This window comes from Methylobacterium gossipiicola (genome assembly GCF_900113485.1).
GTDB lineage: Bacteria > Pseudomonadota > Alphaproteobacteria > Rhizobiales > Beijerinckiaceae > Methylobacterium > Methylobacterium gossipiicola.
In genome coordinates this window covers 1-20,509 of record NZ_FOPM01000021.1, presented here as the reverse complement: position 1 = coordinate 20,509, position 20,509 = coordinate 1, and the positions used below count along the sequence as shown (strand labels likewise).

The 20,509-nt window shown below is 69.7% G+C and carries 14 protein-coding genes; 9 read left to right on the top strand and 5 right to left on the bottom strand.

Going from position 1 to position 20,509, the window contains the following annotated elements:
* The first annotated feature begins 206 nt into the window (after window positions 1–206).
* Window positions 207–2,087: an ABC transporter ATP-binding protein gene (locus BM249_RS16320; protein ID WP_091974010.1), complete on the top strand. Its 1,881-nt coding sequence runs from the start codon at window positions 207–209 to the stop codon at window positions 2,085–2,087.
* Here the strand turns inward: BM249_RS16320 and BM249_RS16315 are convergent.
* The gene (locus BM249_RS16315; RefSeq protein WP_091974007.1) at window positions 2,066–3,322 is read right to left on the bottom strand and encodes a GGDEF domain-containing protein; all 1,257 of its coding nucleotides are present in this window, start codon (window positions 3,320–3,322) and stop codon (window positions 2,066–2,068) included. The two genes, BM249_RS16320 and BM249_RS16315, sit on opposite strands and share 22 nt — an antisense overlap.
* A gap of 317 nt (window positions 3,323–3,639) precedes the next feature.
* Between BM249_RS16315 and BM249_RS16310 the strand changes: the two genes are divergently transcribed.
* The 3 genes from BM249_RS16310 to eda all read left to right on the top strand — a co-directional run bounded on the left by BM249_RS16310 (window position 3,640) and on the right by eda (window position 7,888).
* Window positions 3,640–5,115 (top strand): SulP family inorganic anion transporter, encoded by a 1,476-nt coding sequence (locus BM249_RS16310; RefSeq protein WP_091974004.1) that lies wholly within the window; start codon window positions 3,640–3,642, stop codon window positions 5,113–5,115.
* Between the two features lie 114 nt (window positions 5,116–5,229).
* Entirely contained in the window at window positions 5,230–7,053 is a 1,824-nt protein-coding gene (edd, locus tag BM249_RS16305) for a phosphogluconate dehydratase (protein WP_091974001.1), read from the top strand.
* Between the two features lie 217 nt (window positions 7,054–7,270).
* Window positions 7,271–7,888, top strand: coding sequence for a bifunctional 4-hydroxy-2-oxoglutarate aldolase/2-dehydro-3-deoxy-phosphogluconate aldolase (gene eda, locus BM249_RS16300; protein ID WP_091974110.1), 618 nt, complete (start codon window positions 7,271–7,273; stop codon window positions 7,886–7,888).
* Between the two features lie 25 nt (window positions 7,889–7,913).
* Here eda and BM249_RS16295 read toward each other — a convergent pair whose 3' ends face one another.
* Window positions 7,914–10,298: a sensor domain-containing diguanylate cyclase gene (locus tag BM249_RS16295; RefSeq protein ID WP_091973998.1), complete on the bottom strand. Its 2,385-nt coding sequence runs from the start codon at window positions 10,296–10,298 to the stop codon at window positions 7,914–7,916.
* A 515-nt stretch (window positions 10,299–10,813) separates the two neighbouring features.
* Between BM249_RS16295 and hslV the strand changes: the two genes are divergently transcribed.
* The 4 genes from hslV (at window position 10,814) to hslU (ending at window position 15,608) form a co-directional block, all read left to right on the top strand.
* Window positions 10,814–11,377, top strand: a complete 564-nt coding sequence (hslV, locus tag BM249_RS16290) for an ATP-dependent protease subunit HslV (protein ID WP_091973995.1) — start codon at window positions 10,814–10,816, stop codon at window positions 11,375–11,377.
* Window positions 11,378–11,439: 62 nt separating this feature from the next.
* Window positions 11,440–13,110 carry a methyl-accepting chemotaxis protein gene (locus BM249_RS16285; RefSeq protein WP_091973993.1) on the top strand — a complete coding sequence of 557 codons (1,671 nt, stop codon included), beginning with the start codon at window positions 11,440–11,442 and terminating at the stop codon, window positions 13,108–13,110.
* A 66-nt stretch (window positions 13,111–13,176) separates the two neighbouring features.
* Window positions 13,177–14,295 (top strand): hypothetical protein, encoded by a 1,119-nt coding sequence (locus tag BM249_RS16280; protein ID WP_244528827.1) that lies wholly within the window; start codon window positions 13,177–13,179, stop codon window positions 14,293–14,295.
* Entirely contained in the window at window positions 14,295–15,608 is a 1,314-nt protein-coding gene (gene hslU, locus BM249_RS16275) for an ATP-dependent protease ATPase subunit HslU (protein WP_091973991.1), read from the top strand. The genes BM249_RS16280 and hslU overlap by 1 nt, the downstream gene beginning before the upstream one ends.
* 143 nt (window positions 15,609–15,751) lie before the next feature.
* On the opposite strand, the gene BM249_RS16270 is transcribed toward hslU, so the two are convergent.
* From BM249_RS16270 to BM249_RS16260, 3 genes are all read right to left on the bottom strand, one after another.
* Window positions 15,752–16,825 carry an MBL fold metallo-hydrolase gene (locus BM249_RS16270; RefSeq protein WP_091973989.1) on the bottom strand — a complete coding sequence of 358 codons (1,074 nt, stop codon included), beginning with the start codon at window positions 16,823–16,825 and terminating at the stop codon, window positions 15,752–15,754.
* A gap of 50 nt (window positions 16,826–16,875) precedes the next feature.
* Window positions 16,876–17,961 carry an aromatic ring-hydroxylating oxygenase subunit alpha gene (locus BM249_RS16265; protein ID WP_091973987.1) on the bottom strand — a complete coding sequence of 362 codons (1,086 nt, stop codon included), beginning with the start codon at window positions 17,959–17,961 and terminating at the stop codon, window positions 16,876–16,878.
* 347 nt (window positions 17,962–18,308) lie between these two features.
* Window positions 18,309–19,094 carry a hypothetical protein gene (locus BM249_RS16260; RefSeq protein ID WP_091973985.1) on the bottom strand — a complete coding sequence of 262 codons (786 nt, stop codon included), beginning with the start codon at window positions 19,092–19,094 and terminating at the stop codon, window positions 18,309–18,311.
* A gap of 241 nt (window positions 19,095–19,335) precedes the next feature.
* On the opposite strand from BM249_RS16260, the gene pgeF reads away from it, so the two are divergent.
* Complete coding sequence (pgeF, locus tag BM249_RS16255; protein ID WP_091973983.1) at window positions 19,336–20,103, top strand: peptidoglycan editing factor PgeF; 768 nt, start codon at window positions 19,336–19,338, stop codon at window positions 20,101–20,103.
* Window positions 20,104–20,509: the final 406 nt, after the last annotated feature.

Genomic DNA, 20,509 nt, shown 5'->3' with positions numbered 1-20,509 from the left:
TGAGCGTCGAACAGAACGCCTGCGCGCGATCCCCTCTCCCGCTTGCGGGGCGAGGGGATGCGCACCCTCCGCGGTGCCTCTGGCTGAAAAGCGGGGGAACCTGTTCTTGAACCTCCAAGATCCCGTGCGGCATCGCCCCCCGGTTGGCAGGCGTCGCGGCGCGCTTACCTAGACGAATGGCCGACCCCACGAAAATCGGAAGAAGCATGTTTCTCGATTGGCTCGAACGCCGCATCGATCCGTTCGCGGCCTTCGAGGAAGGGCGGATGCCGCCCAAAACCGTGATGGGCTTCGCCGGCTTCTACCTGAAGCCCGTGCGGGCGGCGCTCGCCGTCCTGTTCTGCATCGCCCTCGTGGCCGGCACGGTCGAGGCGTCGCTCTACCTGCTCATGGGCTGGTTCATCGACCTTCTGAACACCGCCGACCGGGCGACGTTCTGGGCCGAGCACGGCACCAAGGTGCTGCTGGCGGGCGGCCTCGTCCTCGTGGTGCGACCGATCACCATTTGGCTGCACGAGATCCTGTCGAACCAGCTCGTGGTGCCGCAGGTGACGAACCAGATCCGCTGGCGCACCCACCTCTACACCCTCGGGCACTCGCTCTCGTACTTCCAGGCGGATTTCGCCGGGCGCCTCGCCAACCGGGTGGTGCAGGTCGGCCCCGCCGTGCGCGAACTCGCCGTGGTGTTCATCGACACGCTCCTCTACGTGGCGATCTACGCCGTGACGGCGGTCGGCCTGTTCGGGTCGATCTCCGTCTGGCTCGCCCTGCCGGTGGTGCTGTGGGTCGTCGCCTACGGGTTCCTGACCCGGTGGTTCGTGCCCCGCGCCCGCGCCCGCTCCCTGGTGACGGCCGATACCCGCTCGGCCCTCATCGGCCGCATCGTCGACAGCTACACCAACATCCTCACCGTGAAGCTGTTCGCCCGCGACCGCGAGGAGCGCGCCGCCGTGCGCGATGCCGTCGACATCCACACCAAGGCTTATCTGCACCAGTTCCGGCTGGTGAGTTCCACCACCACGGCGCTCGGCGTCCTCAACAGCCTGCTGATCGTCACCACGGCGGGGGTCTGCCTCGCCCTGTGGCAGCGCGGTGGCATGACCACGGGCGAGGCGGCCGCCGGCCTCGCCCTGGTGCTGCGCCTCATGGCCATGTCCGGCTGGGTGATGCAGACCGTGCGGGGCATCTTCGAGAATGTCGGCGTGATCCAGGAGAGCATGCAGACGATCTCCCGTCCGCACGCCATCACCGACCGGGCCGATGCCGGAACGCTCACGGTCACGGGCGGCGACATCCGCTTCGAGGACGTGAGCTTCCATTACGGCCGCGACGATGCCAGCATCATCGCCAACCTCGATCTGCACATCTGGCCGGGCGAGCGGGTCGGCCTCGTCGGCGTCAGCGGCGCGGGCAAGACCACCCTCACCGCGCTCCTGCTGCGCCTGCACGATCTGGAGAGCGGGCGCATCCGCATCGACGGCCAGGACATCGCCGGGGTCACCCAGGAATCCCTACGCGGCGCCATCGCCATGGTGACCCAGGACACCTCGCTCCTGCACCGCTCGATCCGCGACAACATCGCGTATGGCCGCCCCGACGCGACGCAGGCCGAGATCGAGCGGGCGGCGCGCCTCGCTGAAGCCGATGGGTTCATCGCCGAACTCGTGGATCACAAGGGTCGCACCGGCTACGACGCGCAGGTGGGCGAGCGCGGCGTGAAGCTGTCGGGCGGCCAGCGTCAGCGCATCGCCATCGCGCGGGTGATCCTGAAGGATGCGCCGATCCTGATCCTGGACGAGGCGACCTCGGCCCTCGACAGCCAAGTGGAGGCGGCGATCCAGGACAGCCTCGACACCCTGATGCAGGGCAAGACCGTACTGGCCATCGCCCACCGCCTCTCCACCATCGCGGCCCTCGACCGGCTCATCGTCCTCGAGGCCGGTCGCGTCATCGAGGAGGGTACCCACGCGGACCTCATCCGTTCCGGCGGGCTCTATGCCCGCCTGTGGGCGCGGCAATCCGGCGGCTTCCTCGGCGAGGCCGTCGCGGTGGCGGCGGACGAGCCCTACGAGGACGCCGCCGAATAGACGGCGACGGGTCCGCCATCGCGGTTGGCGGATCGCGGCACGGTGACCCCGGTCTCCACACGGTTCCGGCCGAGCCTCTTCGCCCGGTAGAGCGCCGCATCGGCGGCTTTCACGAGATCCAGGGGACCGAGGCCGCAGGTCCCCGTCGCGCCGTGCGCGATGGTGACCCCGACACTCACCGTCACCATCGTCGGGTCGTCCTCCGGGCCGTAGCGATACGCCAGGGCTTCGACGGCCGCGCGCAGGCGCTCGCTGAGGATCACCGCCTCGTCGGGCTCCCGCACGGGCACCATCGCCATGAACTCCTCGCCGCCGTAGCGGCCCAGCAGGCCCCCCGCCTCGCGCGTCACGGCGCCGAGGATATCGGCTACGGCCACGAGGCATCGGTCGCCCTCGGGATGTCCCGCCGTATCGTTCAGGCGTTTGAAGTGGTCGATGTCGATGGCCACCACGGCGCACCAGGTCTCGGCCGCGTCCCACGCCGCCGCCAGACTCGCGTCGAACGCGCGCCGGTTGGCGAGGCCCGTCAGGGCATCGGTCTCGGACAGAATCCGCAGGCGCGTGTTCGCGGCCGCGAGTTCGGAGGCCTGAAGCTCGAGGGTGAGGCGCAGGAGAAACGCCTGCCTCTCCTGCCGCTCCCGCGAGAACGCGATCTTGATCGGCACGAGGATGAGGCACGCGACGAGGAGGGGAAGCCCGTTCGCGGTCGCGTCGCCCACGAAGTTGCCGCTGGGTAGGAGCAGGACCCGGCCGAGATAGAGGACGAAGGCGGCTCCGCAGAAGACGAAGCTGTGGCGGAACGACAGGGGAGAGATGAGCCCGATCACCAGGGGGACGATGACGGCGAGCACGAGATACCCCTCGGCGTAGCCCCGGGGCGCCGTTTCGGCGGAGTGCAGGACGATGGCCATATCGACGAGACTGACCACCGTCGCCACGCCGGTCACGCGCCGTGGCGAAGGGGTCCCGCCCAGCATCACGATTCCCGCTAAGGCGACGGGAAGGAACACCCCGAGGGTGAGGACCACCGGAACCGAGAACCCCTCCGGTCCGAAGGCGTCGTAGTCGAGCTTCAGCGACAGGACATTGAAGAGGATGAAGACGCCCATCCAGAACCGGACGAACGCCGCCGAGCTCTGACCCGCCTCGGCGCGGAAACGCTCTTCCAGTTCACCGGGCAGGCGAGGCCCGGCCCAAGGGGTAAACCGGTCGACGTCGAGCAGGCCACGCAACATCGGACAGGCACAATCCCGTATCGGACACTATGTCTCTAACCGTACGGATTGCCGGCCCGCGCGTAAATGGTGTCCGGGCCATCACCGCGAGATCGGGATTTGGGTCTGGCGACGCGGCCGTGATACAGGGTGCCCATGCTGAAGGACCGCGCAAGGTTGTACTGCCGTCTCGGGCCGCCATAGGCGGGGCGCCCCCCACGGCTCGAGGGCCGTGCCGGGTCTTTCCCGCGCCGCCCGTCGGCGCTTCCCCTTGTTGTCTTTGGCAGACCCCGCGCGGCCCGTACGGTCCTGGCGCCGGGGTGACGCGGATCTTCATCATGACTCGACGGACCTTGCGGAGCGAGTGGGCTCCCGACATCACGCGCGAACTCCTGGCCGGGACGGTGGTGGCGCTGGCCCTCATCCCCGAAGCCATCGCCTTCTCCCTCATCGCCGGCGTCGACCCCAAGGTCGGACTCTACGCCTCGTTCTGCATCGCCGTGGTCTCGGCCTTCGCGGGCGGGCGCCCGGCGATGATCTCGGCCGCCACGGGCGCCATGGCGCTGGTCATGGTGACGCTGGTGAAGGAGCACGGCCTCGGCTACCTCTTCGCCGCCACGATCCTGACGGGCCTCCTGCAGATCGGCGCCGGCCTGGCGCGGCTCGGCGACCTCATGCGCTTCGTCTCGCGCTCCGTGGTCACGGGCTTCGTCAACGCGCTCGCCATCCTCATCTTCCTGGCGCAGATGCCCGAACTCCTGGGGCAGGGCGCAACCGTGTACGCCATGACGGCGGCGGGCCTCGGGATCATCTACGGCCTGCCGTACCTCACCAAGGCGGTGCCCTCCCCCCTCGTCACCATCGTGCTGATGACCGGCGTGGCGATGGTCCTCGATCTGCCCATCCACCGCGTCGGCGACATGGGCGCTCTGCCCACCGACCTGCCGTGGTTCGCCCTGCCCCAGGTGCCCCTCACCCTCGAGACCCTGCGGATCATCCTGCCCTACGCCCTCACCCTCACGGTGGTGGGCCTGCTCGAAAGTCTGATGACGGCGGCGATCCTCGACGAGATGACCGATACCGGCTCGAACAAGAACCGCGAATGCGCCGGCCAGGGGCTGGCCAACGTCACGGCGGGCTGCTTCGGCGGCATGGCGGGCTGCGCCATGATCGGCCAATCGGTCATCAACGTCTCGTCGGGCGGGCGCGGGCGGCTCTCGACCCTGTGGGCGGGAGCGTTCCTGCTGTTCCTCATCCTCGTGCTGGGGCGCTACGTGGCGCAGATCCCCATGGCGGCCCTCGTCGCCGTGATGATCATGGTGTCGATCAACACGTTCCAGTGGGGCTCGATCCGGTCCCTCACGACCAATCCGAAGAGTTCCAGCCTCGTGATGCTCGGCACCGTGGCGGTGGTGGTGGCGACCCACGACCTCGCCCGCGGCGTGCTGTTCGGCGTGGTGCTGAGCGGCCTTTTCTTCGCCCACAAGGTGACGCGGTTCTTTGCGGTCACCTCCGAACGCACGGGCACGACCCGGACCTACCGGGTGACGGGGCAGATCTTCTTCGCCACGGCGCAGGCCTTCCACGACGCCTTCGCGTTTCGCGAGGACGATCTCGCGCGCCTCGTCATCGACCTCTCGGCGGCGCAGTTCTGGGACCTCACCGCCGTCAACGCCCTCGACCGCGTGGTGTTGAAGTTCCGCCACCACGGCGTGTCGGTGGAGATCGTCGGCATGAACGCCGCGACTCGGACCATGGTCGAGCGCCTCGCCACCCACGACAAGCCCGGCGCGGCGCTTGCGTCGGGGCATTAGGATTTCACCCGACAGACGGCGACGTCTGTCCGTCCGGAGGCTGAACCCAGGTAGCCATGGCGGGACCGCCGTGGTTTCAAGGATTCCAGACTTCGCGTCTTTCGAGGAAGCCACATGACCGAGCTTCACCCCGAGATCGCCGCCGTCACCGCGCGGGTGACCGAACGCTCCGCGCCCACCCGGCGGGCCTATCTCGACCTCATCGCCCGCGAGCGCGACTCCGGCGTCCGGCGCCCCATGCTCAATTGCGGCAACCTTGCGCACGGTTTCGCCGCCTCCGGCGAGGACAAGGCCGCGATCCGCGCCGGGCGCTCCATGAACATGGCCATCGTCACCGCCTACAACGACATGCTGTCGGCGCATCAGCCCTATGGCCGCTACCCCGACCAGATGAAGGTGTTCGCCCGCGAGGTCGGGGCGACCGCCCAGGTGGCGGGCGGCGTGCCGGCCATGTGCGACGGGGTCACGCAGGGTCAGCGCGGCATGGAGCTGTCCCTGTTCTCGCGGGACACCATCGCGCTCTCCACGGCCATCGCCCTGAGCCACGGCATGTTCGATTCCGCCGCCCTGCTCGGCATCTGCGACAAGATCGTGCCGGGCCTGATCATCGGGGCGCTGCGCTTCGGCCACCTGCCGATGATCCTGATTCCCGCCGGCCCCATGCCCTCGGGCATCGCCAACAAGGAGAAGCAGCGGGTCCGTCAGCTCTATGCCGAGGGCAAGGTCGGGCGCGACGAACTCCTCGAATCCGAATCCGCCTCCTATCACGGCGCCGGCACCTGCACGTTCTACGGCACGGCGAACTCGAACCAGATGATGATGGACGTCATGGGCCTGCACATGCCCGGCGCCTCGTTCATCAATCCGGGGACGAAGCTGCGCCAGGCCGTGACGCGGGCCGCCGTCCATCGCCTCGCCGAGATCGGGGCCGACGGGAACGATTACCGGCCGCTCGGCCGCTGCATCGACGAGAAGGCCATCGTCAACGCCGTGGTGGGGCTGCTGGCGACCGGCGGGTCGACCAACCACGCCATCCACCTGCCCGCCATGGCGCGGGCCGCCGGCATCGTCCTCGATTGGGAGGATTTCGACCGGCTCTCGGCCGTGGTGCCCCAGGTCGCCAAGGTCTATCCCAACGGCTCGGGCGACGTGAACCACTTCCACGCCGCCGGCGGCATGAGCTACGTCATCGCCAGCCTCATCGAGGCCGGGCTCCTGCACGACGACATCCTGACGGTGGCTGGCGGGCGCCTGCGCGATCACGCCCGCGACCCGAAGCTCGTGGACGACGCCCTCGTGTACGAGGAGGCGCCGGAGCGGTCGCACGACGACAGCATCCTGAGGAGCCCGGCCCAGCCGTTCAAGGCCGATGGCGGCATGCGCCTCGTCAAGGGCAATCTCGGCCGGGCGACCTTCAAGACCAGCGCCGTCGAGCCCGGCCGCTGGACGATCGAGGCCCCCGCCCGGGTGTTCGACGATCAGGACGACGTGCTCGCCGCCTTCAAGGCCGGCGAACTCGAACGCGACGTGGTGGTGGTGGTCCGCTTCCAGGGGCCGCGCGCCAACGGCATGCCGGAACTGCACAAGCTCACGCCGCAACTCGGCGTGCTGCAGGACCGTGGTTTTCGCGTGGCGCTCGTCACCGACGGGCGGATGTCGGGGGCGTCGGGAAAGGTGCCGGCGGCGATCCATCTCAGCCCGGAGGCGCTGGGTGGGGGACCGCTGGCGAAGATCCGCGACGGCGACATCGTGCGCCTCAGCGCCGAGGACGGCACCCTCGACGTCCGGGTCGATCCGGCCGAATGGGACGCCCGCCCCGAGGCGCCGCCCCCGCCCCCCGCCTTCGGCACCGGCCGCGAGCTGTTCGCCTTCCTGCGCCACGGCGCCGACGGGGCCGAACAGGGCGCCTCCGCCATGCTGGCCGCCGCCGGGCTGTAGGATCATGTCAGGCCCGCGCTTCGCCAAAAAATTCAGGGCGAACGCCGGTCCCCTCTCCCGGAAGGAGGGGAACAGGGTGTGGTGCGACCTCTTCGGGTCGGGACGACACCTCACCCCAACCCTCTCCTTGACAGGAGGGGGTGCCCGTCGCGACCGCTCGATCCGGAGTGATCGCTCCCGCGTAAGCCGTCCCCCAAACCTTGAGGACACCCCCATGATGACCAGCATCGACGCGCTGATGCGCTCCGTTCCCGTCATTCCCGTCCTGGTAGTGGAGGAGGTCGCCCATGCCGAGCCCATCGCCCGCGCCCTGGTGGCGGGCGGTCTCACGGCCCTGGAGGTGACCCTGCGCACCCCGGCCGCCCTCGAGGTGATCCGCGCCATGGCCAAGGTCGAGGGCGCCGTGGTCGGGGCCGGGACGGTGCTCAACCCCCGCGACCTCGACGCGGCCCTGAACGCGGGCGCGCAGTTCATCGTCAGCCCCGGCCTCACCGAGCCCCTGACCCGCGCCGCCCTCGACCGGGGCGTGCCCTACCTGCCGGGCGTCGCCAACGCCGCCGACATCATGCGCGGCCTCGATCACGGCCTCGACCGGTTCAAGTTCTTCCCCGCCGAGGCGTCGGGCGGCATCAAGGCCCTCAAGGCCCTCGCCGGCCCGTTCCATCAGGTCCGCTTCTGCCCCACGGGCGGCATCTCGGAGGCCACGGCCCCGGACTGGCTCGCCCTCAAGCCCGTGCTGTGCGTCGGCGGTTCCTGGGTGGTCCCGGCGGGCGTGCCCGACGAGACCGCGATCCGCCGCGCGGCCGAGGCGGCGTCGCGGTTGCGCGCGGCCTGATCCGGCCGCGCCCGCCGAGGTCCGACTACGCCACCAACGCCCCTTCGGACGCGGCCGCGGCGGCCCCATGCGTCAGGGCGGTGAAGGCATCGATACGGGCCGGGCGGCCCATGAGGTAGCCCTGCGCGGCGTGGCACTTCTCTTCGGCGAGGAAGCTCAGCTGCGCCTGGGTCTCGACGCCCTCGGCCAGGACGGGAAGGCCGAGACCCCGGCCGAGGCCGAGCACCGACCGCACGATGGCGGCGGCCTGTTCGTTGTCGTCGACGGCCCGGATGAAGGAGCTGTCGATCTTGATCTTGTCGAACGGATAGGCGCGCAGGTTCGAGAGGGACGAGTAGCCGGTCCCGAAATCGTCCATGGCGATGCGCACCCCCAGGGCCTTCAGCTGGCGCAGGGTCGATTGCGCCCGGCCCGGATCGCGGATGAGGGCGGTCTCGGTGATCTCGATCTCCAGGCGTTCGGGCTTCAGACCGGTCTGGAACAGCACCTCGTGGACGAGCTGCGCGAAATGCGGCGCGTGCAACTGAACCCCCGAGACGTTGACGGCGATCTTGAGGGGGTTCGTCCATGTGGCGGCCTCGCGGCAGGCTTCCCGCAGGACCCACTCGCCGATCTGCAGGATCGCGCCGCTCTCTTCGGCGATGGGAATGAACATGGCGGGCGAGGCCGCGCCGCGCTGCGGATGCTGCCAGCGCAGCAACACCTCGAAACCGATGACGGCCCCATCCTTCACATCGGTCTGCGGCTGGTAGACGAGGTGCATCTCCCCGCGCGCCACGGCGTGGCGCATGTCGTGTTCGAGGAGGCGGCGCTCGCGCACCTGCACGCCCATCTTGGGCTCGAAGAAGCGATAGGTGCCCCGTCCCTCGGACTTGGCGCGGTAGAGCGCCGTGTCGGCATAGCTCAGGAGCAGCGCCCGCTCGTCGGCATCGTCGGGGTAGACCGCGATACCGACGCTGGTGGCGATGACCGGGGCGGCCCCATCCTGGTCGTTGTCGAGGACATCCAGGATCTGTTCGGCGAGGCGACCGGCGGCGACGGCCTCCGAGCAGGGCAGGATCACCGCGAACTCGTCGCCCCCGAGCCGGGCCATCAATTGGCTCTCGCCCAGGAGGGCGCTGATCGTATTCGCCACGGTCACCAGCATGGCGTCGCCGGCGGCATGTCCGAAGAGATCGTTGACCTCCTTGAAGCGATCGAGATCGAGGCAGAGCACGGCGAGCTTTCCGCCCGTCGCCTGCGCGAGCTTGAGTTCCTGATCGAGGCGCTGGTTGAAGCTCGCCCGGTTGGCGAGGCCGGTGAGCGCGTCGTGATGCGCCAGGAACTCGATCTGGCCTTCGGCCTTGCGCCGGGCCCTGAGATCGCGGACCGCGATGGCGTAATGGGGCTTGTTGCCGTAGGTGACCGGCCGCACGATGAGTTCGACGGGAATCGTGCCGCCCTCGGCGCAGGACAGCTCGGCCTCCACCGGCTGCTCGATCGCGTCATCGGGGGCGATGCGAAGGGCGGAAGCCGGCAGGAAACGCGACAGCGCGGTGCCCGAGAGGCTGCCCGCGTCGAGGCCGACGAGGCGTCCGAAGCTGTTGTTGGCGCTGACGATCACGTCGCCCCGGCACACCACCAGGCCCTCGACGGCGGCGTTGGCGAGGCTGTGCAGCCGCTCCCGCGTCAGTTCGAGCTGGCGGCGGTCGCGGATATCGAGGACCAGGGCCGCGCCGGCCAGCGCCAGGATCGTGAGGCTCGCGAGGGCGATGCCCATGGCGAGCCAGCGCGCCGGGATGGCGCTCGCCGAGATCGAGACGGCCGGGTCGGGCACGATGGTGACCGCTCCCATGGCGACGAAATGGTGGCTGCAGATCGCGACGAGGAGCAGCACCGCGCCGAGCATCCGCCCCCGCCAGTCCTTGGCCGAGAGGGCCACCGGCAGGGCCGCGCCTCCCAACACGGCGCCGCAGGCGAGGGAGACGGCCACCAGCACGGGGTCCCATTCGATATGGCCGGCAATCTCGAAGGCGGCCATGCCCGTGTAATGCATGGCCGCGATCCCGACCCCGAGGACGACACCGCCGAGGGCCGCGCCGAACGGCAGGACCGCCGAGAGGGCCATGGCCAGACCCAGCCCCGTCAACGCGATGGCGTAGACCAGCGACAGCCCCGTCAGGCCGAGCTCATAGGCGCTCGGCATGTTCGGCTCGAAGGCCAGCATGGCGATGAAATGGGTCGCCCAGATGCCGGACCCGCCCGCCATGGCCGCGACGGCGAGCCAGATGGCCCGTATCCTCAGCGGGGCCTTCCGGGCATGGCGGAGCAATTCGATACAGGTGATGGCCGAGACGGCGCAGGTCAGGGCCGCGAGGCCGACGAGCCAGAAGTCGTGCGCCTCGGTGAAACAGCCGACGATCTTAAGCATAAGAAGAAAGTCCGAAACATAGGTTGTTCTCGCGCTAGGCCGGAATCGTTGCCTGATCGTTACGCCGCTGGTTCGACTTGTTCGCTTCGCGGAAGGCGATCAAAGACCGGCAAATTCAATATCGAGCCAAATCATACGGCGTATAACCGAAGATTTTCATGAATCTCATCCAAGTGAGCCGCCTTCCTGGCGGCGATGGATTTGGTGCGCTGCAAAGCATTGCGCCGAAGCCGCGAGCCGCCGACCTCACACGATCCGGTGATCGCGGAACTTATCCCCAATCCCCTCCGTCGCGTTTCCATCCGATCGAAGCGGCGTTCCGATCACCCAAGCGGCGCGGCGCTGGCGCGAGGCCGAACGTCGCCTTCTCCGAAGGTGTCGAACGGCGTTCGCATCGGTCCGCGGATCGCAACCCTCCGGTTGGCACCGGGGCGTCCGAGAGCCTATCTCCCGATCGGACCGGACGACGGGAACGGGAGACAGCCTTGGCACACGAAACCAGCGGACCGCCTCAGATGCACGCGACCACCATCCTCATGGTGCGCAAGGGCGGCCGCGTCGTCATCGGCGGCGATGGACAGGTCAGTCTCGGCCAGACCATCGTGAAGGGGAACGCCCGGAAGGTCCGCCGCCTCGCCAAGGGCTCGGTCATCGGCGGATTCGCCGGAGCCACCGCCGACGCCTTCACGCTGTTCGAGCGGCTGGAAGCCAAATTGGAGCAATATCCGGGGCAGCTCACCCGCGCCTGCGTCGAACTCACGAAGGATTGGCGCACGGACCGCTACCTGCGCCGCCTCGAAGCCATGATGCTGGTGGCCGACCGTGAGGTCAGCCTGCTGCTGTCCGGCTCCGGCGACGTGCTCGAACCCGAACACGGGGTCATGGCCATTGGCTCCGGCGGCAATTATGCCCTGGCGGCCGCCCGAGCACTTGAGGACGGCAGCCACGATGCCGAGACGATCGTGCGCCGCGCCATGGGAATCGCGGCGGAGATTTGTGTCTATACCAATGGAAGCCTCGTGATCGAATCCCTCGACGCCGTCGATGCTGAAAAACCCGCGACATCGCGCGGAGATTAACGGGATATTTTCATCTTTGGCCTAAGACCCCCTCGAAAGTATCGTTTCGAGGGTCGGGCGCGGTGCGTATTCGGGCAAAAATTCTCGCCTTCGTCATCGCCTGCAGCGCCATGACCCTTCTCGCGGCGGGCCTCGGCCTCGCCACGGTGCAAGACCTGGAAGATACCGTCATCCGTGGGCGGGAGGCGAGCCAGCGCGCCCTCGATGCCGCCAAGCTCAACCGCTACGTCACCACCGTGGTGCTCGAATCGCGCGGCATCTACGCGAGCAAGGACACGACCGACGCCGCCACGCACGCCGCAGGCCTGCGTGAGAATCTGGTGAAGATCGACGATCTGCTCAAGTCCTGGCCGCCCCGCCTCACGGCGACGGAGGAGACCCTGTTCGCGAAGGTGCTCGAGCAGATCGCGAGCTTCAGGATCTTTCGCCTGGAGACGGCGCGCCTCGGCACCGAAGTGTCGCCGAAGGCCGCCGCCGATCAGGGGTTCACCCTGAACAACCGGAACAATCGCAAGCTCCTGCAGGCCAGCATCGATGCCCTCACGGCCGACGGTCAGGCGCGTCTCACGGAAATTCAACGCTCCGCCGACGAGCTCTATGAGCATCGGATGATCGTCCTCGGCCTCCTCGCCGTCCTCGGCCCCCTCGGCTGCCTGGGTCTCGGCATCGTCATCGGCCACTATCAGATCGCCCGCCCCCTCGTCGGCGTCTCCGCCGCCATCCGGCGCCTCTCGGCCGGCGACCACACCCTGCCGGCCACGACGCCGCGCAAGGACGAGATCGGCGAGATCGAGGAGAGCATGCAGGTCTTCGCCGGCGCCATGCGGGAAGCCGAGACGTTGCGGTCCGAGCAGGATCGGGCCGCCCGCGACGCCAGCGCGCGGCGCCGCAGCGAACGGGTCGACCTCGCCGACCGGTTCCAGGGCAGCGTCGGCGACCTCGTCGGCACCCTGTCGGGCGCGGCCTCGGCCCTGGAAGAGACCGCCCGCGCCATGGCCCGCAACGCCGCCGATGCCGAGACCCGGTCGGGTGCCGTGATGGCGGTGGCCAACACCACCGCCCACAACGTCCAGGCCGTCGCCGCCGCCACGGAAGAACTCGCCGCCACGGCCGACGCCATCGGCCATCAGGTCGCCCAGACCTCCTCGGCCGCCGCCGGGGCCGTGGCGAGCGCCGAGCGCACCCGGTCGCGGGTCGATGTCCTCGCCACCAGCGCCGCCCGCATCGGCGACGTCGTCGCCCTCATCTCCAACATCGCCGGCCAGACCAACCTGCTGGCGCTGAACGCCACCATCGAGGCGGCCCGCGCCGGCGAAGCCGGACGGGGCTTCGCCGTCGTCGCGGCCGAGGTGAAGGAACTCGCCAACCAGACCACCCGGGCGACGGAGGAGATCACCACGCAGATCGCCACCATCCAGGCGGCGACCCGCGAGACCGTGGACGCCATCGCGGAGATCGGCACCACCATCGGCGACGTGCACGGCATCGCGCGCGGCGTGGCCACGGCGGTGGAAGAACAGAAGATCGCCACCCAGGCCATCGCCCGCAGCATCTCGGACGCCGCCCACGGCACCCAGGACGTGACCCAGACCATGGGGCAGGTCCGCGCCGCGGCGGCCGAGGTCGGGACCGGCGCCGCGCGGGTCCTCGACGCGGCAGCCGAACTCTCGCGCCGCACGGGCAGCCTCGACGGCGAGGTCTCGGGCTTCGTCGGCACGATCCGGGCGGCCTGATCCGCGAACCAGACCACGCGGCGCGCCACACTGGTCAGGCGGGCCGCGCGCGCTTAAGTCCACCCTGTGCAACAGACCGCCCCCGCCCCCGCCGCCGGACCCGGTGACGGCCCGATCCCCGGCCCCCTCGCGGGCTCGACAGCATTCCTGCGCGAGGGCGTCGCCCGGGGCATCATCACGGGCGATCAGGCCCTCGCCCTCGACCGGTTGGCGCGGGACGGCGGCGCCGGTTCGGACGAGCCCCGCGACGACGAACGCCTGCGCTTCGTCACGGGCTTCGCCGACATCTTCGTGACCCTCGGCCTCGGGCTGTTCCTCGGGTCCGCGACCGTCTTCGGCCACGAGTATCTCGGCGCAGTCCTGGGCAACGCCCTCGTGGCGATCTTCGCCTGGGGGCTCGCCGAATTCTTCACCCGGCGCCGGCGCATGGCCCTGCCGAGCATCGTGCTCCTCCTGGCCTTCGGGGAGGCCGGTTTCGCGACCCTGGCGGCGGCCCTCGGTCTCGCGGAAGGCGGGGGCTCGTGGCCCGATCTCATCGGTCCGCGCCCCACCCGCGCCCTGCCTCTGGCGGGCGCCACCTTCGGGACCGTCCTCCTCGTCGCCGCGCATTACCGGCGCTTCGCCGTGCCGATCACCGTGGCGGCCGGCGCGGCGGCCGGCATCGGCCTCGCCTTCGCCCTGATGCTGGCGGCGGCACCGGACTTCGTCCAGGCGTCCATTCCCGGCTTGCTGTGCGCGGCGGGTCTGGCGGTCTTCGCCCTCGCCATGCGGTTCGACCTCGCCGACCCGGCCCGCATCACCCGCCGCACGGACATCGCCTTCTGGCTCCACCTCCTCGCCGCGCCCCTCCTCGTGCATCCGGTGCTGAGCGAACTCGCGGGTGCCGGCGAGGCGGATCGGGGCGCGACGCTCGGGGTCCTCGCCATCGTGCTCGCCCTCGCCGTCGTGGCGCTGGCCATCGACCGCCGGGCGCTCCTCGTCTCCGGCCTCGTCTATGCCGGCATCGCCTTCGGACGGCTGGTCCGCGACGCCGGCGTCACCGGCGCCACCGTTCCGGCGAGCCTCCTCCTCCTCGGCGCGTTCATCCTCGCGCTCAGCGCCGGATGGCACCCCTTGCGCGCCCGCGTCCTGCGCGCCCTCCCCCGCCCCTGGGCAGCCCGGCTGCCGCACCCCATCGGAGCGTGATGACCACCTTTTCCCCCCGCGAGATCGTCTCGGAACTCGACCGCTTCATCGTCGGCCAGACCGATGCCAAGCGCGCCGTCGCCATCGCGCTGCGCAACCGCTGGCGCCGGCAGCAGCTCACCGGCCCCCTGCGCGAGGAGGTGGCGCCGAAGAACATCCTGATGATCGGCCCCACGGGCTGCGGCAAGACCGAGATCGCCCGCCGCCTCGCGCGCCTGGCCGGCGCGCCGTTCCTCAAGATCGAGGCCACCAAGTTCACGGAGGTCGGCTATGTCGGCCGCGACGTCGAGCAGATCGTGCGCGACCTCGTGGAGATCGGCATCGGCCTCGTGCGCGAGGAGAAGCGCCGTTCGGTGAAGGCCAAGGCGGAAGCGGCGGCGGAAGCCCGCATCCTCGACGCCCTGGTCGGCCCGACGGCGAGCCAGACCACCCGCGACAGCTTCCGGAAGAAGCTGCGGGCGAGCGAACTCGACGACAAGGAGGTCGAGATCGAGCTCGCCGGCGGCGCGCCGGCCGGCCTGCCGATGTTCGAGATTCCCGGCATGCCCGGCGCCTCCATGGGGGCGGTGAATCTCGGCGACATGCTCGGCAAGGCCCTCGGCGGCCAGAAGAGCAAGCCCCGCCGCATGACCGTGAAGGACGCCTATGCGCCGCTGCTGGCGGAGGAATCCGACAAGCTCGTCGATGCCGAGGCCCTGACCCAGGAGGCGATCCGCGAGGTCGAGAACAACGGCATCGTGTTCCTTGATGAGATCGACAAGATCTGCGCCCGTGAGGGACGCTCCTCGGCCGACGTGTCCCGCGAGGGCGTGCAGCGCGACCTCCTGCCCCTCATCGAGGGCACCACGGTGGCGACGAAGCACGGGCCCGTGAAGACCGACCACATCCTGTTCATCGCGTCGGGCGCGTTCCACGTCTCGAAGCCGTCCGACCTCCTACCCGAATTGCAGGGCCGCCTACCGATCCGCGTCGAGCTGCAGCCCCTGACGGTGGAGGATTTCAAGCAGATCCTCACCACCACGGAGGCGAGCCTCCTGAAACAGACCGTCGCCCTGATGCAGACCGAGGGCGTGACCCTCGATTTTACCGACGACGCCGTCGACGCCCTCGCGCGGGTGGCCGTCGACGTGAACAACTCCGTGGAGAATATCGGCGCCCGCCGGCTCCAGACGGTGCTGGAACGGGTGATCGACGAGATCTCGTTCACCGCCACCGACCGCTCGGGCGAGACCGTCCCCATCGACGCCGCCTATGTGCGGTCGCGGGTGGAGAGCTTGGCAGCCAATGCGGATCTGAGCCGGTTCATCCTCTGACCCCCCCCGTCCCGGACGCCCGGGGGGCGATCCGGGACCCGCTGCAGGAAGCGTCGCGCCGGCGACACAGGCGGACGCTTCGCGACGTCTCGTGCCGGACCCCGGATCGGGCGCCGCTGCGCGGCTCCCGTCCGGAAACGGTCTCAGGCCTCCCAGACCTGCCCGGGCCGGAACGCCTGAAAACGCTCCGGATCGAGGCCCTGTTCGGCGCAGGCGACGGCCAGGGCCTCGACCGGCTGTTCGATGCCCTCGTCGGTCAACTGGAACGTGCCCCAATGGTGGCCGATCATCCGGTCGGCGCCGAGGAGCAACCCCGCCGCCACGGCCTCGTCCGGGTCCATGTGCTGGTCGCGCATGAACCAGCGCGGCTCGTAGGCGCCGATGGGCAGGGTGGCGAGGCGCGGCGGCCCGAACCGGGCCCGCGCGTCCCGAAAGATGCCACCGCCGCGAAAGGCGGTGTCGCCCGAATGGTAGACCACCCCCACGGGCGTGGTCAGCACGAACGAGCCCCACAGGGCCATGCGCTTGTCGTTGAGCCCCCGCGCCGACCAATGGTTGGCGGGGGTGAGGTGGATGTTTAACCCGCCGCCGAGGTCGAGGACCTCGCCCCAGTCGCGGGTTTCCACATGCATGGTGTCGTCGTAGGCGCGCAGGATGGTGTCGTTGCCCAGCGGCGCCAGGATCAGCGGCTGATGATCCTGCCACAGGCGCGCGACGGTGGGGCCGTCGAGATGGTCGTAATGGTTGTGGGTGATGAGCACGGCGTCGATGGGCGGCAGGTCGCCGTAGGCGATGCCCGGCGGATTCACGCGCTTCGGCCCGGCGAAGCGCACGGGGCTCGCCCGGCGGGCATAAACGGGATCGACCAGGATGTTGCGGCCCGCCACCTGGAACAGGTAGCTCGCGTGCCCGATGAGGGTGACACGCAGGCCCGCGTGCCGCTCGGGCGGCAAATCGCGAAACGGGCTCGGTGCGTCCCCCGGCCACGTGACGCGCGGCGGGCTCTCGATCCCGCGCAGTTTCTTCCAGTTGCGCAGGTCCGCCAGGGTCTTGTCGGCGGGCTGGTCGGGGCCGTGGAAGCGCAGACCGTCGAAATGGTCGCTCTTCGGCCCCCGGTAATACGGGTTGCGCCCCCGCTTGTGCGCGGCATAGCCGACGCCCCCGAGGGTCATCACCGTGGCGGCGCTGAGGGCGGCGAGGAGGCTGTTGCGTTTCATGGAACCCGAGATGGCTGCCGCGCCCACGCAATCAAGCCGCGACGCTTCGCTTAAGAGCGCCAGCGCAGCTCCTGCGTCACCAGGGGATTAGCGAAGGGCCGTCCCTCGCGGGCGGCCGTGAGGGCTTCGCGCTTCAGGCGAAAGTACCATTGCGATGGCAGATCACCCTGGCCGAACAGCACCATGGTGGGCTTGCGATCGAGGCCGGCTTGCGCGTGCTGCAGCACCTGCTGGTCCTGGGTGAGGAACTGGCGCATCAGCGGCCGAGCCACGGGCTTCAGCAGGTTCAGGGCCGGCATGTTCCAGTACAGGGCGTTGGTGAGCATCGTGCGGTTATGGGTCAGGGGCGTCGCGAAGGTATAGTTCGCCACACGCTTGGCCCCCGCCACGATCCGCTCCAGGCGCACGCCCGGCAGGCGGAACTCGATCTCCACCGAGGGGACGCCCCCGAGCAGCCGATAGACCGGCGAACTCGTGGTGGTGGCGTGGCTCGTCATGGTGAAGCCGTGCGGCGTCGGCGTGAAGGTCTTCACCTTCTCGCGCAGGTCCTTCGAGGGGCGGAACCACCACGAATCGTGCACGAAGGCGACGTGGCCGGGATCGACGAGGCTCAAGGTGGTGAGGTCGTAGGACGCCTCGACCACGAGTTCGATGACGACGGAGCCGGCGGCCGTGAAGCCGAGTTCGGGCAGGGCCGGCACGTCGGCGCCCGAAGGGCTCCCGAGATGGGGATTGACCCACGCGAAGCCGGCGCTCTCCCGGACGGGAAAGCGATGGACGGCGATCTTCGAGAAATCGGCGGCATCGGAGGATGAGAGCGTCGGCACGTCGCGGCAGCGGCCGTCGGTGCCGAAGCGCCAGCCGTGGAACGGGCAGGTCAGGCCGGTGCCGTCGAAGCGCCCCTTCGACAGGGCCATGCCGCGATGCGGGCAGCGGTCGCGCAGGGCGAAGGCGGTCCCCGACGCGTCGCGCCCGAGGACGATCTGCTCGCCGTTGAGTTCGACGGCTTTGAGCGCGTTGCTCGTCAGGGCGTCCGAGCGGGCGACGCAGTACCATGCATCGGCCAGGGGCTGGCGCATGGCATCGGGGTCGAGGGCGGCCTCGTCGGGCGCCTGGGGGCGCGGGCTGGCAGACATGGTGGGTCCCGGTCACGCCCGGCGGGCGGTGCCGCTGTTTAGACCCGAGGCTCGAGCCTGGCCAGGGCGGGGCCGGACGGGGGCGGCGGAAGGGCGCAGCCGAGGCCCTTTTCAAAGCGAGGGCGCCCGCCTACCTTCCTGTCAGTCGCAACGAACGAAAGGAGGTGATCCAGTGTCTCATTGTCATCAGCCGCTCTCCCCGGCCACCCTGACCTGGACCGTCGCCTCCAGCGCTGCCCACTAGCGCCCGGCGGGAAGAACAAGGGAATGGCCGGACCTCAAAGCGGTTCGGCAATGGAAGGCCCGCCCCTCATGGGGGCGGGCCTTCGGCCTTTCCGGGGCTTCGCTCAGCGGCGCTGGAACAGCGGCTGGGCCAGGGCCTCGGCCCGCGCCATCCAGAGATCGCGCTCGGAGCGCATCTCGGCGAGCAGCGCAACGTCGCTCTCGATGCGGGCGCTCATCTCGTGCATCTTGCGGGCGGCGTTGGCCGTGAGGGATTTAAGCTGGTCGCGCTCGGCGCAGACGGCGTCGAGGATCTTCATATCGGCTTCGGCGTCGCCGCGCAGGACGCGCAACTCGTCCGCCACCATGGCCTGAAGACCTTCGTAGCGCTCGTTCTCGAGGCGCAGGCGGTTCTTCAGCATGAGGTTCTCGGCCATCAGCTCCGAGAGATCACGGGTGAGCTCGATCCGCGCGGCGGAATGGAGTCCCACCTTGGGCGCGGGCTGGACGGCGGGCTGGGGCAGGAGTTGAACCACGGGCTGAGGCTCGGGCGCGCTCGGCGCCTCCGGCGGCAGGGCCTCGGGCAGAAACGCATCCGCGCGGGACGTCTGGAGGTCGGCCGTCTCCGAGGACACGGCCTCCGGCCAGGGCTCCTCCGCGGCGTCGGGCTTCGTCTCGGCTTCGTCCGTCGGCAGCACCAGCAACGTCTCGTCGAGATCCGTCGCGGTGTCGGCCGTCAGTGCGTGGGCCGGTTCGGCGACGGGCTCCGGCGCAGGCGTGGGCGCCGGACGGATGGTGATCGTGCCGCGGCTGGCCGTCGTGGCCTTCATGGTGGCGAGCCAGTCCCGCAGGGGGCCGGGCTGCGCGCGACCGGGGCGGTCGGTCGGGGTTGCGCGGTCGCTGACAGGCATTTGACGAACGGGTTCCGACATCGGATCTAACCTCGGCTTTCGACCCTATTCGATCAAAACATAGTTAATGATCGGTAACCGTCGCCGAGGCACGGCGTGTTTCGTATTGGCCTGCGCGCCGCCCCGTTTCGGCCCGGGTCCTTGCCTTCGCCGCAATCGTGGCCTCTGCCATGGGGTCGATACGGCCAAGTTCCGTCGGCCGAGCAGATTCGCCCCGTCGCCCTCGCCGGAGGTCCCAGCCATGTTCCTCGAAGCCCCCGAACTGAGCGGCCTGCCGGGCCTGCGCCACGCGTTCTTCACCCGCGCGGGCGGGGTGTCGGACGGCCTCTACGCGTCCCTCAACGGCGGTCTCGGCTCGGCCGACCTGCCCGCGCGGGTGGCGGAGAACCGGCGCCGGATGGCGACCCACCTCGGCGTCGCGCCGGACAACCTCGTGAGCCTGTATCAGGTCCATTCCGCCACGGCCGTGGTGGTGGACGCTCCGTTCGCCCTCGAGGCCCGGCCGCAGGCCGACGCCATGGTGACGCGGGTGCGCGGCCTCGCCCTCGGCATCGCCACGGCGGATTGCGGGCCGATCCTGTTCGCCGATGCCGAGAACGGCGTGATCGGTGCCGCCCATGCCGGGTGGAAGGGGGCGCTGACGGGCGTGATCGACGCGACGGTGGCGGCCATGGAGGGCTTGGGCGCCCGCCGCTCCGGCATCGTCGCCGTGCTGGGGCCGACGATCTCCCAGAGTGCCTACGAAGTCGGCCCCGACTTCATCGCCCGCTTCCGCGCCGAGGCCCCCGGCTGCGACGGTTTCCTCGGCGCGGGCACCCGCCCGGACCATGCCCAGTTCGATCTGCCGGGCTTCATCTCGGACCGCCTCGCCCGGGCGGGCCTGGCCGGATGCCACGCCCTCGGGGCCTGCACCTATGGCGACCCGGAGCGCTTCTACAGCTACCGCCGCGCCACCCACCGGCACGAGGCCGATTACGGCCGGCTCATCTCAGCCATCGCGCTGGTGTGAATCGGCACAGGCACGGACGTAAAAATATCGGACCACACGCGTGTTCCGGTTGAACCTTGGCCGTAGATCCGCGTTGGCCAGGGCGTTGTCCGAGAATCGAGGCCGACGCCGCCACAAAGAGGCCGCGTTCCCGGCCGGCGGCGTGTTCGTAAAGGCACAGCTTCTTTCGGGCGACTGGCCTAAAGACGGGGAACTGCACCGGATGTCTCCAAAAGGAGCGGCGGTGCGCATGAGTAGAGGACCAGATGATGAATTCGTTTCTTCGGAGCACGACTGCTCTCGCCGGCATCCTGATCGCCGGCTCCGCTTTCGCCGCCGATCTGCCGCGCCGCGCCGCCCCGCCGCCGGTGTTCGTGCCGGTGCCGGTGTTCACCTGGACGGGCTTCTACGCCGGTTTCAACGCCGG

Coding starts and splice junctions, on each gene's coding strand:
- BM249_RS16260 (WP_091973985.1), bottom strand. CDS start 19,094: ATGCCTGTCAGCGACCGCGCAACCCCGACCGACCGCCCCGGTCGCGCG.
- BM249_RS16295 (WP_091973998.1), bottom strand. CDS start 10,298: ATGCTTAAGATCGTCGGCTGTTTCACCGAGGCGCACGACTTCTGGCTC.
- BM249_RS16265 (WP_091973987.1), bottom strand. CDS start 17,961: ATGTCTGCCAGCCCGCGCCCCCAGGCGCCCGACGAGGCCGCCCTCGAC.
- hslU (WP_091973991.1), top strand. CDS start 14,295: ATGACCACCTTTTCCCCCCGCGAGATCGTCTCGGAACTCGACCGCTTC.
- BM249_RS16320 (WP_091974010.1), top strand. CDS start 207: ATGTTTCTCGATTGGCTCGAACGCCGCATCGATCCGTTCGCGGCCTTC.
- pgeF (WP_091973983.1), top strand. CDS start 19,336: ATGTTCCTCGAAGCCCCCGAACTGAGCGGCCTGCCGGGCCTGCGCCAC.
- BM249_RS16270 (WP_091973989.1), bottom strand. CDS start 16,825: ATGAAACGCAACAGCCTCCTCGCCGCCCTCAGCGCCGCCACGGTGATG.
- hslV (WP_091973995.1), top strand. CDS start 10,814: ATGCACGCGACCACCATCCTCATGGTGCGCAAGGGCGGCCGCGTCGTC.
- BM249_RS16315 (WP_091974007.1), bottom strand. CDS start 3,322: ATGTTGCGTGGCCTGCTCGACGTCGACCGGTTTACCCCTTGGGCCGGG.
- eda (WP_091974110.1), top strand. CDS start 7,271: ATGACCAGCATCGACGCGCTGATGCGCTCCGTTCCCGTCATTCCCGTC.
- BM249_RS16310 (WP_091974004.1), top strand. CDS start 3,640: ATGACTCGACGGACCTTGCGGAGCGAGTGGGCTCCCGACATCACGCGC.
- edd (WP_091974001.1), top strand. CDS start 5,230: ATGACCGAGCTTCACCCCGAGATCGCCGCCGTCACCGCGCGGGTGACC.